Origin of the sequence: Pseudomonas beijingensis, from assembly GCF_030687295.1 — a bacterium.
Classification (GTDB): Bacteria; Pseudomonadota; Gammaproteobacteria; order Pseudomonadales; family Pseudomonadaceae; genus Aquipseudomonas; species Aquipseudomonas beijingensis.
Map to the genome: position 1 here is coordinate 2,345,307 of NZ_CP117425.1, position 14,828 is coordinate 2,360,134.

Here is a 14,828-nt window from a genome sequence, read left to right on the forward strand (position 1 = left end):
TTGGGTTTCTCCATACGATAGCCGTAAAAAAGCCCCGCATCTTGTCGCAAGAGCGGGGCTTTTCAATTTTTTGGCCTGTGGAACAACCTGTGGGAGCTGAGCTTGCTCGCGATGGCGGTGCATCAGTCAGCATGAATATTGACTGACACGACCCCATCGCGAGCAAGCTCGGCTCCCACAGGTATTGCAGGGGCCTGTATAGGGTGGCAGATCAACCGATCTGCTCAGCCCACAAATCGTATTCATCGGCGTCGGTCACCTTGCACCAGACTTTGTCGCCTGGCTTGAGGTTGCTGCCGTTGTCGATGAAGACGTTGCCGTCGATTTCCGGCGCGTCGAAGAAGCAACGGCCCACGGCGCCTTGTTCGTCCACTTCATCCACCAGCACTTCGATTTCACGGCCGATGCGCATTTGCAGGCGCGCCGAGCTGATGGCCTGCTGGTGCGCCATGAAGCGCTCCCAACGGTCCTGCTTGACGTCGTCCGGCACCACGTCCAGGTCCAGGTCGTTGGCCGGTGCGCCTTCCACAGGGGAATACTGGAAGCAGCCAACGCGGTCGAGCTGGGCTTCGGTCAGCCAGTCCAAGAGGTACTGGAAGTCTTCTTCGGTTTCGCCAGGGAAGCCGACGATGAAGGTCGAGCGGATGATCAGGTCCGGGCAGATTTCGCGCCAGTTCTTGATGCGGGCCAGGGTCTTGTCTTCGAAGGCCGGGCGCTTCATGGCCTTGAGGACTTTCGGGCTGGCGTGCTGGAACGGGATGTCCAGGTACGGCAGGATCTTGCCGGCCGCCATCAACGGGATCAGTTCGTCGACATGCGGGTATGGGTAAACGTAATGCAGGCGGACCCAGACGCCGAGGGTGCTGAGGGCTTCGCACAGTTCGGTCATGCGGGTTTTCACCGGCGCGCCGTTCCAGAAGCCGGTGCGGTATTTCACGTCGACGCCGTAGGCGCTGGTGTCCTGGGAGATCACCAGCAGCTCCTTGACGCCGGCCTTGACCAGGCGCTGGGCCTCGTCGAGCACATCACCCACCGGACGGCTCACCAGCTTGCCGCGCATCGACGGGATGATGCAGAAGCTGCAGCTGTGGTTGCAGCCTTCGGAAATCTTCAGGTAGGCGTAGTGGCGCGGGGTCAGCTTGATGCCTTGTGGCGGCACCAGGTCGATCAGCGGGTTGTGGTCCTGGCGCGGTGGCACCACTTCGTGCACGGCGTTGACCACCTGCTCGTACTGCTGCGGGCCGGTCACGGACAATACGCTTGGGTGCACATTGCGGATGTTGCCTTCTTCCACGCCCATGCAGCCGGTGACGATGACCTTGCCGTTTTCCTTGATGGCCTCGCCGATCACTTCCAGGGACTCGGCCTTGGCCGAATCGATGAAGCCGCAAGTGTTGACCACGACCACGTCGGCGTCCTGGTACGTGGACACGACGTCATAGCCTTCCATGCGCAGCTGGGTCAGGATGCGCTCGGAGTCGACCAGAGCCTTCGGGCAACCCAGGGATACGAAGCCAACCTTCGGATTGGCGGGCGCGGTAGTGGTGGACATGTCTAACCTCGGTGTAGGGGGGATCGTCTCTTGCCGAGACAGGGCGCCTGGCGCGCCTCTGATCAAAAAGTGCGCAATTCTATCCAGGGTCGATGCACTTGACCAGCTTTATACCGGGAAATGCGACGAGTGCTGCGCTATGCTTCGCGCCTTTGCGCTCTGGCGATTGCTACAGTCAACAAAACGTCTGTAACAATACGTAAAACAGCGCATGCTGCCTCAACAAAGCATCGTGTTTCGTTGAAGAAGACAGGTCTGGGAATCGGGAGTGTTGGATGGGTCATGCAAGTAGTCAGGTGGCAGGCGCCGAGCATTCGGCAGCGAAGCCGCTGAGCATGCTGGTCGCGGCGGTCGGGGTGGTTTATGGCGACATCGGCACGAGCCCGTTGTACACCCTCAAGGAAGTGTTTTCCGGTGCCTATGGCGTGCCTGTCAATCACGATGGGGTGCTGGGGATTCTGTCGCTGATTTTCTGGTCGCTAATCTGGGTCGTGTCGCTCAAGTACATGATGTTCGTCCTGCGCGCCGACAACCAGGGCGAGGGCGGGATCATGGCGCTCACCGCCCTGGCGCGGCGAGCCGCGGCGGGAAGGGCGCGACTGCGGACATTCCTGGTGATCTGCGGCTTGATCGGCGCAGCGCTGTTCTACGGGGACAGCATGATCACGCACCCGGCGATTTCCGTGCTCTCGGCAGTTGAAGGTCTTGGCTTGGCGTTCGAAGGTATCGACCACTGGGTGGTGCCCTTGTCGCTGGTGGTGCTGGTGGGGCTGTTCCTGATCCAGCGCCACGGCACTGCACGGATTGGCATCCTGTTTGGCCCGATCATGGTGACCTGGTTCCTGGTGCTCGGCGCCCTGGGTGTGTACGGCATCCTGCAACACCCGGAGGTATTACAGTCGGTGAACCCGGCCTGGGCCGTGCGATTCTTTGTTGTCCATCCGGGCATGGGCGTGGCGATCCTCGGCGCGGTGGTGCTGGCGTTGACCGGCGCTGAAGCGCTGTACGCGGACATGGGCCATTTCGGTCGCAAACCGATTGCCCGCGCCTGGTTCATCCTGGTGCTGCCAGGTCTGATGCTCAACTATTTCGGCCAGGGCGCGTTGTTGCTGGGCGACCCGGAAGCGGCGCGCAACCCGTTTTATCTGCTGGCGCCGAGCTGGGCGCTGCTGCCGTTGGTAGGCTTGTCGACCCTGGCCACGGTGATCGCTTCCCAAGCGGTGATTTCCGGCGCGTTCTCCCTGACACGCCAGGCGACCCAGCTCGGTTACATCCCGCGCATGTACATCCAGCACACCTCCAGCGCCGAGCAGGGGCAGATCTACATCGGCGCGGTGAATTGGTCGCTGATGGTCGGCGTGGTGCTGCTGGTGCTGGGTTTCGAATCTTCCGGCGCGCTGGCTTCGGCCTACGGCGTGGCCGTGACCGGTACCATGCTGATGACCACGATCCTGGTGTCCGCGGTGATACTGCTGTTGTGGAAATGGCCGCCGCTGCTGGCGGTGCCGCTGTTGTTCGGTTTCCTGTTGGTGGACGGCCTGTACTTCGCCGCCAACGTGCCGAAGATCATCCAGGGCGGTGCGTTCCCGGTCATCGCCGGTATCGCCTTGTTCGTGCTGATGACCACCTGGAAGCGCGGCAAGCAACTGTTGGTGGATCGCCTGGACGAAGGGGCATTGCCGTTGCCGATTTTCATCAGCAGCATCCGCGTGCAACCGCCCCACCGTGTCCAAGGCACCGCCGTGTTCCTGACGGCGCGTTCGGACGCGGTGCCTCACGCGCTGTTGCATAATCTATTGCACAACCAGGTGCTGCATGAGCAAGTGGTGCTGCTGACAGTGGTGTACGAAGACATTCCCCGGGTACCGCCGCAGCGGCGCTTCGAGGTCGATGCCTATGGCGAAGGGTTCTTCCGGGTGATCCTGCACTTCGGCTTCACCGACGAGCCGGATGTCCCGCAGGCACTCAAGCTCTGCCATCTGGATGACCTGGATTTCAGCCCGATGCGCACCACCTACTTCCTCAGTCGCGAGACTGTCATTGCCTCCAAGCTCGAAGGCATGGCCCGCTGGCGCGAGCAGTTGTTCGCCTTCATGTTGAAAAACGCCAACGGCAACCTGCGCTTTTTCAATCTACCGTTGAACCGGGTGATTGAACTGGGGACGCAGGTCGAGATGTAGCCTCAGGAAAACAAGAAGCCCTCGTTGCCTTGTGGTGGCGGGGGCTTTTTTGTGGGCGACACTCATGCTGACGCCAGAGTGAAGCCCTTGTGGGAGCGAGCTTGCTCGCGATAGCGGAGTGTCAGTTTGCACAGATGTTGAATATGCCACCGTCATCGCGAGCAAGCTCGCTCCCACAGGGGGCAGTTGAGCGGGCACAAAAAAGCCCCCGGCAACCCTAAGGCTGCCGGGGCTTTTGTCAGGCGTGTAGCGGTTTACTGTTCGGCTGGTTTGCTCTGGCGCTTGTTGATCTCATCGATCAGGCGCTTGGCCAGGGCCGGGTAGTTCTCGTCGAAGTGGTGGCCGCCAGGCAGCTTGATGGCTTCTCCTACTGCTGTCTTGTCGGTGCAACCGCTTTCGTCGGCTTCTTCACCGCCGTAGATGCACACCACTTTTTCGGCTGGCAGCTTGGCCATTTCCGGGCCGGTGGCGGCTTCGGTGCCGGCGTTGCCGAGCCAGCCTTCGACTTCGATCTCGAAGCTGCCGGTGCGGGGCGAAGGCTAGCAGGATGATCGCATCGACCCGCTGTTGTTCGGTGGCCGGCAGGCGATTGTAAATGGCCGGCAACACGTCGGCGCCGAAGGAGTAGCCGGTCAGGATGAAGCGCTTGGTGCCCCAGATCTGCCGGTAGTGTTGCATCAGCTCGGTCAGGTCCGCCGCGCTCTGCTCGGGGCTCTTGTGCTGCCAGTAGTAGCGCAGGGTGTCGATGCCGACCACCGGGTAGCCGATCTTGGCCATTTCATCGGCCACGTCGCGGTCCAGGTCGCGCCAGCCGCCATCTCCGGAGAGAAACAGAGTGACGGTGTCCCGTGTCTGGCTGGCTGGGACTTCCACCACCGGGATGCTCAGGCCGCCCTTGGCCTTGTCGGTGCCCACCAGGATTTTGCGCAGTTCGTTATTCAGCACTTGCGGCAGGTTGATGTCGTAGTCGCTGATGCTGGTCTCGGCATTCGATTGGTCGCGTACGAAACCGGCGCTGGTGTCGTCGGGGTTGTCGTTCCAGGCCACCAGCCAATGGCCGTGGGCTGCTTTTTTAGGCAGCAGGTGGGTGCAACCGGGTTTTTCCAGGGCCAGGTCCACCGAAACGGCCTTGGCCTTGTCGTCCTTCTGCTCGGCCAGCCAACGCCAGGCCAGCACGGCGCCAGGGCCGATGCCGCTGACCAGCGTGGCAGGGCCCTGGAGCTCCCTCAGGCCAGCCTGCAGGGCACGGCCTTGCAACATGCAGTCCTTGGGCAGGATCACCTGGACGATCTGCGCCGAGCCGCTGCGGCTGAGGGTCGTCAATTGTGTGTCGCTGAGCTTCTGGTCTTCATTGACCGCCACCAGTACCCGGGCTCGCGCCTTGGTACCGGGAGTGACGCGGGTCAGGGCTGCGCCATCGGCGGGCGCCAGTTGTTCCAGGGTCGGTTGCGGGGCTGGGCGGTTCCAGTACCAGTAACCGCCACCGAGAATCACCGCCAGCACCAGCAGGGCGGCCACTACGTATCGCCAGGAGCGTTGCATCATCAGCGTTTCACCAGTCCAGTCAGGCCGCCTGCAATCAGGGCGGCGGTATCGGCCAGCGCCACCAGCGGATCGAGTCCGGCGGGCACGGCCATGTAACGAGGTTCCCAGTCAGGCTGGAATTTGTCTTTGAAGCGGCGCAGCCCCTGGAAGTTATAGAGCTGCTCGCCACGGCGGAACACCATCGAGCCCAGGCGCTGGGTCAGCGGTGCGCCGCGTCTCGGTTGCAGGCCCGACAGCGGGACCATGCCGAGGCTGAAGCGGGCGTAGTCATGGTTTTTATAATGCTGGATGAGGCCGACCATCATGAACTCCATGGTCAGTTTCGGGGCCTCGGGGTGGGCACGCATCAGGTCGAGGCTGGCCAGTTCGTGGCTGTGGGTTTCCAACAGGTTGGCGAACGCCACCGGCCGGCCTTCGAAACGAATCACCGCGATGCGGAAATGCTTGAGGTAGTCATCGCTGAAACGCCCCAGGGAAAAACCTTTTTCCCGCACGTTCTTGCCGGTCAGCCAGGCATCGGAAATGATCTTGAGCTCATCCATCGGCGCCTGGCCCGGCTCGTGGATCTCCAGCGACAGGCCGTCACGGGTGCCGCGGTTCCAGGTGTAGCGCAAGTCCTTCATCTCTTTGCCCTTGGCTTCGAGATCGAAACGCTTGAGGTCGACCCGTGCTTCCTCGCCCAGCTTGATGGCCGTCAGGCCGATGTCCATGTAGTACGGCAGGTTTTCGGCGCGCACCTGATAGAACACGGGACGGGCATGGTAGATGTCACACAGGTCGCGGAACTGCCAGATCATTTCGGCCCGTTGCTGGGTTGGACCGATCGGGTCGTACAGCGCCACCAGGCTGCGGCCACGGCGGGCGTACATCAGGAACGCCTCGTCGTTGGGGTGAAACAGCAGTGCCTTGTCACCGGTCAGGGCCAGGCCGCCGTCGGGTTGCGAAGATGTCATGAGAATCGTCTTAGCCCGCTCCAGCTCATCAGCCGTCGGTAAATGGATCACCGGCCGTGCGGTGCGCAGCAGCCAGGTCAGGGATACCACTACCAGCAGTACTGCGGCGCCCAGCAGCGAGCGCAGGCCGCGAGGAGCGTCCGCATCGAGGGTGAACTGCCACCAGAGTTGATGGCTGTAGGGCACGTCCTGGTAGGCAAACAGCAGCAGCCAGGTCGACGCGCCGAGCACGCAGAGGCTGGCGATCAGGAACAGCGGGGAAAATGGCAGCTCGGTCAGGCGGCTCGGACGATAAAAGGAGCGCCGGAATACCGCCAGCAGGGCCGCTGTCAGGGTCAGCAGCGTGGCTTCTTCCCAGTCAAAACCCTTGAGCAGTGAGAGCAGGGCACCCACCAGGAGCAGCACCGTAGTCAGCATCCAGGCGGCCGACAGGCGACGGCGCAGGCCTTGGGCGAGCAACAGGCACAACACGCCCACCAGGCTGGCGCCGAGGTGCGACGCGTCCACCAGCCGATGAGGAATCAGGAAGCCGATGTGCTCCAAGCGGGTGTCGATTTCCGGGGTCACGCCGGAAAACAGCAGCACCACACCGGAGAGGAACACCAGCACCGCCAGGATCGGCGCGGCGAAACCCGATGCCGCCCGCAGGCTCTGGCGTGTCTGGAACAGCCGTTGCGCCTCGTTGATCAGCAGCAACACGCAGGCCACCAGCATTGGCAGCAGCACGTAGATCAAGCGATACAGCAACAGCGCGGCGGCCAGCGGTGCGGCGCCGAGTTTGTCGGCAAACGCGGCCAGCAGGATCGCTTCGAATACCCCGACCCCGCCCGGTACATGGCTGAGCACGCCGGCGGCCAGCGCCAGCAGGTACACCAGCAGGAAGGCGCCGAACGGCGGTGCCTCGGGCAGCAACAGATACAACACAGTGGCGGCCGCGGCCACATCCAGCGCGGTGATCACCAACTGCAAGAAGGTCAGGCGGCGACCCGGCAGGCGCAGTGTGCGACGCCCGGCCTTTACCAGAAGGCTGTCCCGATAAGGCTGCTCCGGCAGGCGGCGGCGGTAAATGCCGATGGCCAATACGCTGGTGAGCAGCAGCACCGCCACGGAAATCGCCCCGAGCAAAGCGGCAGGCAAGTGCAGCGCGGCAGACGCGGCGGGCAGGTTGCTGAGTGTCGCCAGGGCCGCCAACGGCGGCAACGCGCAGCCCAGGGACAGGCTGGCGAACAGCGTCATGTGGGCGACATCCGATGCCCCCAGGCCATGGCGTGCATACAGACGGTAGCGAACCGAACCGCCCGATAGCAGCGACAGGCCAATGGCATTGCCGATGGCGAATGCGGTGAACCCGCCCAGGACCATGGTTTGTGGCGGCAGTGTCACACCGGCGTAACGGCTGGCGGACCATTCGTAGCCCAAAAGAATGATGAAGCCGACGACCGTGGCGGCGATCGCACCGAGCAGGGCTGGCCGGGGCACTTCCAGAATCGAGTCGTGCAGGGCGTATAGATCGAGCTCGCTCAGCAGATGGCGGCAGGCAATCAATGCAATCGCAAACAGCAGCAGCGTTACCGCGAGGCCGATGGGCTGGCGGTACTGGCTGATCCGATCCAGCCAGCGCAGTCGTTCGGCTTTGATCGGTTGTGTCGCAGTAACGGAGTCTTGCGGGTCAGACGAGTGGGCGCGCATCAATCACCTCTTGAGCTATGCGCGACAGGATGGGGGTATCCAGCTAAGTTACCAATCCCCGCGGTAAAAAATAATTACAAAAAATTTGTAATGAGGCCTTTTTTCGTCAGGCACAAAAAAGGCCACTCTTTCGAGCAGCCTTTCTTGATATTTGGTTGCGGGAGCCGGATTTGAACCGACGACCTTCGGGTTATGAGCCCGACGAGCTACCAGACTGCTCCATCCCGCGTCTGTGTGGCGGCATTCTACAGGCGAACGCCCGAGTGTCAACCGTTAAAAGACGCAGGGGTCAAATAAACGGCCGATCCGTTCCTTGCCTTCCTAAATGCGTGGAATTAAAGGGAAATTGTCCTACAACTTGCAGTGCGCGGAGTATCGCAGGTTGCGTGTCTCTGATCGTGTGGTCAGAAACGAGCGCGCACAAAAAAGGCCACTCTTTCGAGTAGCCTTTCTTGATGTTTGGTTGCGGGAGCCGGATTTGAACCGACGACCTTCGGGTTATGAGCCCGACGAGCTACCAGACTGCTCCATCCCGCGTCTGTGTGGCGGCATTCTACAGAGGATCGAGCCGCTGTCAACCCCGGTGTCATAAAAACCTGTTCCGCTTCAAGCGCTTAGACTTGGAAAAGACATTGTGACAGCGCTGTGACGCAGGCCTGGCAAGGGCTGTAGCTCTATTGGAGAGTGCGTTGCGATTGAAGAAGTAAATTTATGTAGGCGTTTTCGGGACGCGACGAAGGATCTTTCAAACTACTGGTGCTATATACAGGTGCCGATGCGATACTGGTAGCCCGATTCGTCCCACGCCCTGTTCTTCTATGACGCAACGTAAAATCATCCATGTCGACTGTGACTGTTTTTATGCCGCTATCGAGATGCGCGATGATCCGCGGCTGGCCGGCAAGCCTATGGCGGTGGGTGGCTCGGCGGATCGGCGGGGTGTGATTGCCACCTGTAACTACGAAGCGCGAGCCTACGGCGTGCGCTCGGCCATGTCTTCCGGCCACGCCTTGAAGCTCTGTCCGGACCTCACCATCGTCAAGCCGCGAATGGAGGCCTATCGGGAAGCGTCGAAGGAAATTCATACGATTTTCAGCGATTACACCGACCTGATCGAGCCGCTGTCCCTGGACGAGGCCTACCTGGACGTTTCCGCCAGCGCCCATTTCGGCGGCAGCGCCACCCGCATCGCCCAGGACATTCGCCGACGTGTTTCCAATCAGTTGCACATCACCGTGTCCGCCGGCGTCGCGCCGAACAAGTTCCTGGCCAAGATTGCCAGTGACTGGAAAAAGCCCAACGGGTTGTTTGTCATCACCCCGGACCAGGTCGAGGACTTTGTCTCGGCCCTGCCGGTCAGCAAGCTTCACGGTGTTGGCAAGGTCACCGCTGAGAAGCTGAACCGGCTCGGTATCGTCGATTGCCTGCAGTTGCGTGAATGGGACAAGTTGGCGCTGGTGCGAGAGTTCGGCAGTTTTGGCGAGCGGCTCTGGAGCCTGGCCCGTGGGATCGATGAGCGTTTGGTGCACAACGACAGCCGACGGCAGTCCATCAGTGTGGAAAATACCTACGATGTCGACTTGCCCGACCTGGTGAGTTGCCTCGACAAACTGCCGGAGTTGATGGAAACCCTCAAAGGGCGCATGGCGCGGATCGACAGCAGTTATCGACCGGGCAAGCCGTTCGTCAAAGTGAAGTTCCACGACTTCACCCAGACCACGCTGGAACAGGCCGGGGCAGGGCGGGACCTGGGCAGCTATCAGTTGCTGTTGACTCAGGCGTTCAACCGGGGCGGCAAGCCGGTGCGGTTATTGGGGATCGGGGTGCGGCTGGAGGATTTGCGGGGAGGGTTCGAGCAGTTGGAGTTGTTTGAGCGGTGAGGCTGCCACTTGGCTGAATGTCTTGCCTGACGTCCACTTTGTCGCGAGGGACGCTTGTGGGAGCAAAGCTTGCTCGCGATGGCATCCTTGAGGTCGCCATCGCGGGCAAGCCTTGCTCCCACAGGTCTTGGTCTGCACAAACTCTTTGTCACCGGGGGTATTTCAATTCGCGCCCGGATCCGCCACCAACCGCCCGCCATCCTTGGTCAGGGCTTTCATGAATTCGGCCTGCAGCTCCGGATCGTTGCGCGTCAGTTCGATCAGGCTCTGTTCCAGTTCACTGGCTTCTTCTTCAAGTCCCAGCTCCGACAGGCGCTTGACCCGATGAACCCACTGGCTCACCTCGTCATCTTCCAGGTCGTCGTAGATCAGCGCGTGCGCTTCCACCAGTTTGCTGCGCAAGGTGCTGCTGACGCTAAGGGATGAATCGCTGTGCACTTCGTCCTGAGCATCCGTCACGCTGATCTGCAACTTGCCGAACTGGCTCAGGTCCTGCTCGGCGAACGGGCTTTCCAGCAGGTTCAAGCGCAGCACGCCGTTACGGTCGGTACTCAGCTCGAAGGTCTGCCGGGCGGCCTTGACTTCCACCGGGCGTTCGCTCCACGGCAGGCTCGAGTGTTCCGTGCGCTTGTCGCGCTGGATTTCGTCGATGCCCGCCAAGTTCTGCTGGGCACGGCCATGGGAGGGGACGTTCATGAACGGGTTGAGCCCGGCGAAACCGTAGCTGATCCAGTCACGGGTCGCCGTGTCCGGCAGGCTGCCGAGGGCGAACACATTGACCACGTTCGCGCCGATACCGGCCACCACGGCCACCGCGCCCAGGGGAATCTCGTAGATCTCCCGCCAGGGTTGGTAAGGCGTGTATCGATCGTAACGGCGGGTGACCTCGAACTCAGTGACTTCGAAGGTCTTCTGCTCATGGATGCGCACCCGACGCTGCGGCAGGTCGAGCACCTTGGGTTCGCCCACGTCGATCTGCAGGCTGTGGTCGAGCAGTTTGCGCTCGACCCGCTCTTCGTGCTCGCTGCGTTGTGACATTTGGTTGGCACAGCCGCTGACCAGCAGGGCGCCGCACAGGGCGGCGCCACCGAGGCCTAAGGGGTTTCGCTTGAACATGACGTCTCTATCTGGTGTCAGCGGCGGATACGGGCCTGGAGGAACGACAGCACGTCGGCAACCGGCAGCGCTTGCGGCTCGGCCTCGGTGCGGCTCTTGTATTCCAGGTTGCCTTCGGCCAGGCCACGGTCACTGACGACGATCCGATGGGGGATGCCGATCAGTTCCATGTCCGCGAACTTGATGCCGGGGCTGGTTTTCTTGTCGCGGTCGTCCAGCAACACTTCGAAGCCGGCGGCCGTCAGTTCGGCGTAGAGCTTGTCGGTGGCTTCGCGCACCAGGTCGGTTTCATAGCGCAGCGGCACCAGGGCTACCTGGAACGGCGCGAGTGTGTCGCTCCAGATGATGCCTTTCTCGTCGTTGTTCTGCTCGATGGCGGCTGCCACCACGCGGGAAACGCCGATGCCGTAGCAACCCATTTCCAGGGTGACCGGCTTGCCGTTCTCGCCCAGCACTTCGCACTTCATCGCCTTGCTGTACTTGTTGCCCAGCTGGAAGATGTGCCCGACTTCGATGCCCCGCTTGATTTCCAGGGTGCCCTTGCCGTCCGGGCTCGGGTCGCCGGCCACGACGTTGCGCAGGTCCGCCACGGTTGGAACCGGCAGGTCGCGCTCCCAGTTCACGCCGAAGTAGTGCTTGTCGTCGATGTTGGCGCCGATGGCGAAATCGCTCATCAGCTCGACAGAGCGGTCGATGATGATCGGCAGTGGCAGGTTCAACGGGCCGAGGGAACCGGCACCGGCGCCAATGGCGTCGCGCAGATCGGCTTCGGTGGCCATGACCAGCGGGCTGGCGACGCCTGGCTGGTTGGCGGCCTTGATTTCATTCAGTTCGTGGTCGCCACGGACGATCAGGGCAATCAGCTTGCCGGCTTCTTCCGCCCGCACGATCAGGGTCTTGATGGTGCGTTCGATCGGCAGGTTGTAGCCTTCCACCAACTGGGCAATGGTCTTGGCGTTCGGGGTGTCCACCAGGCGCAGCTCTTCAGTCGGCGCGGCGCGGGAGGTTTCCCGCGGCACGGCTTCGGCTTTCTCGATGTTGGCGGCGTAGTCGGAACCATTGCTGAAGACGATGTCGTCTTCGCCGGACTCGGCCAGCACGTGGAACTCATGGGAGCCGGCACCGCCGATGGAGCCGTTGTCGGCTTCAACCGGGCGGAATTTCAGGCCCAGGCGGGTGAACACGTTGCAATACGCCTGGTGCATGCGGTCGTAGGTGACTTGCAGCGAAGCCAGGTCGGCATGGAACGAGTAGGCGTCCTTCATGATGAATTCGCGACCGCGCATCAGGCCGAAGCGTGGACGGATTTCATCACGGAACTTGGTCTGGATCTGATACAGGTTGATGGGCAGTTGCTTGTAGCTGCTCAACTCATTGCGCATCAGGTCGGTGATCACTTCTTCGTGGGTCGGGCCTGCACAGAAGTCGCGACCGTGACGGTCTTTGATGCGCAGCAGCTCAGGGCCCGTATTCTTCCCAGCGCCCCGACTCCTGCCACAGCTCGGCCGGTTGGGTGCTCGGCATCAACACTTCCAGGGAGCCGGCGGCGTTCATCTCTTCGCGAACGATGGCTTCCACCTTGCGCATGACCCGCAGGCCCATCGGCAGCCAGGTGTACAGGCCCGAGGCGAGTTTGCGGATCATGCCGGCACGCAGCATCAACTGATGGCTGATCACGACGGCGTCGGAAGGCGTTTCTTTCTGTGTGGCGAGCAAAAATTGACTGGTGCGCATGGTTGGCCGTTGTCGGTTGCTGATGACGAGAAGTGACGGAGCATTGTACGGGCGAGATGCCCTGGCGTACAGGCGCGTGGCCGGTCGCCAGGTGCGAACGCCGGTTTCCCTGGCGTTTGCTGAAGTTTCCTACGACTCTTCCGCAGGCCGGGTGGGCGCCGGTTCCTCGCTGGGTGTCGAATCCTGGCGACGGTTCTCCCTGGAACCAGTGCAAGGCGATCAGCAGCAGGGTCGGCACGCCCAGCAGGGCGGTGATCAGGAAGAAGTTGTGGTAGCCGAATTTTTCCACCATCACCCCTGAATAACCCCCGATCAAGCGCGGCAGCAACAGCATGATCGAGCTGAGCAGGGCGTATTGGGTGGCGGAGAATTTCAGGTTGGTCAGGCTCGACAGGTAGGCGACGAACGCCGAAGTGGCCAGGCCGGAGCTGAAGTTGTCCAGGGAGATGGTGACAATCAGCATCTGCAGGTTGGCGCCCATGTCGGTCAACATCAGAAAGAGGATGTTGGTGGCGGCCGAGGCGACACCGCCGATGAACAGGATGGGCAGGATGCCGAAACGGACGATCAGCAGGCCGCCCATGCCGGCCCCGACGAGGGTCATGATCAGGCCGAAAATCTTGCTGACGCTGGCGATCTGGTCCTTGGTGAACCCTTGGTCGATGTAGAACACGTTGGCCATGACGCCCATGACTGTGTCGGACATCCGATAGGTTGCGATCAGCCCGAGCAGCAGCAGGGCCTGCCAGCGGTAACGCAGAATGAAATCGTTGATCGGCGTCAGCACTGGCGCCAGTCCGCGACGGCCCATGGCCGACAGGCACAGGGCCGTCAGGATGGTATAGAGGATGGCCCGCAGGAAGGCGCGGTCTTCGAGCAGCAGGTCGAGCAGGCTGACGCCCTCGAACAGCACGCTGGCAAAGTCGGTGTTGAACAACTGGGTGAACATCGCCGGGACGGAGACCAGCAGCACGATCAGCACGAATACCGACGCCAACTGATGAACGAACGTGTAGCGGCCGGCCTGCAATTGGGTGCGCAGCGGCACCGGCGGCTCGCGCATGAACAGTGAGGTGAGGAGCGCCGGGACCATCAACACGCCGAACAGCAGGTAAGTACCAGCCCAGGCCGAGTGTTTGTAGTTGAAACCGGTGGAACCAAAGCCTTCGGCGAAGAACAGGGCGCCGGCGGTGGCCAGCAGCGCGGCGATGCGGTAACCGGACATATAGCTGGCGGCGAGGGCGGCCTGGCGGGTGTCGTCGGCGATCTCCAGGCGATAGGCGTCGACGGCGATGTCCTGCGTCGCGGAGGCGAAGGCCACGATCACGGCGATGGCGATCAACCATGACAGGTGTTTTTGTGGATCGCAGAAGCCCATGCCGATCAGGCCGAGGATCACCAGCGCCTGGGACAGCACCAGCCATGAACGGCGACGCCCCAGTTTGCCCAGCAGTGGCAGGCGCCATTGGTCGAGCAGTGGCGACCAGACCCATTTAAAGGCATATGCCAGGCCGATCAGGCTCGCGTAGCCGATGGTTTCGCGGGCCACGCCGGCTTCGCGCAACCAGACTGAAAGCGTGGAAAACACCAGCATGTATGGCAAGCCGGCAGCGAAGCCAAGCAGCAACAGCACGAGCGTCGAGGGACTGGCATAGGCGGCGAGGGCGGCGCGCCAGGTTTTACGGGGCATGGGCTGGAGTCTGCCTCAAAAATTGCGAAAACAAAGCGCGCACTCTAACCGCTGTGCTCTACCGGGCGCCAGCCATGGCGCTGAATATCAACACGATTGTTCAGGACACTGACCCCTTCCATGCGCAGGCGTGCGCGCTGTTCATCCCCCGAGGCGCTGCCCGCCGGCAGACTGATCCGACCACCGGCAGCCAATACCCGATGCCAGGGCAGCTTGGTGTCGTTTGGCAACTGGCTGAGGGTTCTTCCCACCCAGCGCGCCGCGCGGCCCAGGCCGGCCATTTCGGCGAGTTGGCCATAGGTGACGACCTTGCCCGCCGGCACCTGGGCCAGGGTCAAGTAAAGGGTCGTGCGGCGGATTTGGGTGGCGTTCTCGGTGTCCGCAGGTGTGTCAGTCACGTAAAGTGTTCCTGAATGGGTGTCCGTCTGTAGATTAATTCCTACAGGGCTGGTTGAGAAATGAACTCATCAGCCCTACACGGGTCAGTCC

At 61.8% G+C, this 14,828-nt stretch carries 6 protein-coding genes, 2 tRNA genes and 3 pseudogenes; 2 read left to right on the forward strand and 9 right to left on the reverse strand.

Going from position 1 to position 14,828, the window contains the following annotated elements; genetic code table 11:
• Nucleotides 1-211 precede the first annotated feature (211 nt).
• Entirely contained in the window at nt 212-1,552 is a 1,341-nt protein-coding gene (gene rimO / locus PSH84_RS10620; protein ID WP_014336847.1) for a 30S ribosomal protein S12 methylthiotransferase RimO, read from the reverse strand.
• Between the two features lie 335 nt (nt 1,553-1,887).
• Here rimO and PSH84_RS10625 point away from each other — a divergent pair, with 335 nt between their 5' ends.
• Nucleotides 1,888-3,732, forward strand: coding sequence for a potassium transporter Kup (locus PSH84_RS10625; RefSeq protein WP_439800565.1), 1,845 nt, complete (start codon nt 1,888-1,890; stop codon nt 3,730-3,732).
• Between the two features lie 254 nt (nt 3,733-3,986).
• Here the strand turns inward: PSH84_RS10625 and PSH84_RS10630 are convergent.
• The 4 genes and pseudogenes from PSH84_RS10630 to PSH84_RS10645 all read right to left on the reverse strand — a co-directional run bounded on the left by PSH84_RS10630 (nt 3,987) and on the right by PSH84_RS10645 (nt 8,456).
• Nucleotides 3,987-5,277: pseudogene (locus PSH84_RS10630) on the reverse strand (virulence factor family protein).
• Nucleotides 5,277-7,919 (reverse strand): bifunctional lysylphosphatidylglycerol flippase/synthetase MprF, encoded by a 2,643-nt coding sequence (mprF, locus tag PSH84_RS10635; protein WP_122565404.1) that lies wholly within the window; start codon nt 7,917-7,919, stop codon nt 5,277-5,279. Before mprF ends, PSH84_RS10630 begins: the two are co-directional and overlap by 1 nt.
• Before the next feature lie 152 nt (nt 7,920-8,071).
• Nucleotides 8,072-8,148: transfer RNA gene (locus PSH84_RS10640), tRNA-Met, on the reverse strand.
• A gap of 231 nt (nt 8,149-8,379) precedes the next feature.
• A tRNA-Met gene (locus tag PSH84_RS10645) sits at nt 8,380-8,456 on the reverse strand.
• Between the two features lie 281 nt (nt 8,457-8,737).
• On the opposite strand from PSH84_RS10645, the gene dinB reads away from it, so the two are divergent.
• Nucleotides 8,738-9,799, forward strand: coding sequence for a DNA polymerase IV (gene dinB, locus PSH84_RS10650; RefSeq protein WP_060738936.1), 1,062 nt, complete (start codon nt 8,738-8,740; stop codon nt 9,797-9,799).
• Nucleotides 9,800-9,961: 162 nt separating this feature from the next.
• Here dinB and PSH84_RS10655 read toward each other — a convergent pair whose 3' ends face one another.
• From PSH84_RS10655 to PSH84_RS10670, 4 genes and pseudogenes are all read right to left on the reverse strand, one after another.
• Nucleotides 9,962-10,915: a hypothetical protein gene (locus PSH84_RS10655; RefSeq protein ID WP_305482838.1), complete on the reverse strand. Its 954-nt coding sequence runs from the start codon at nt 10,913-10,915 to the stop codon at nt 9,962-9,964.
• 17 nt (nt 10,916-10,932) lie between these two features.
• A pseudogene (locus PSH84_RS10660) lies at nt 10,933-12,649 on the reverse strand (proline--tRNA ligase).
• A 129-nt stretch (nt 12,650-12,778) separates the two neighbouring features.
• Nucleotides 12,779-14,339 (reverse strand): annotated as a pseudogene (locus PSH84_RS10665) (AmpG family muropeptide MFS transporter).
• 44 nt (nt 14,340-14,383) lie between these two features.
• Nucleotides 14,384-14,737, reverse strand: a complete 354-nt coding sequence (locus PSH84_RS10670; protein WP_305482840.1) for an MGMT family protein — start codon at nt 14,735-14,737, stop codon at nt 14,384-14,386.
• Nucleotides 14,738-14,828: the final 91 nt, after the last annotated feature.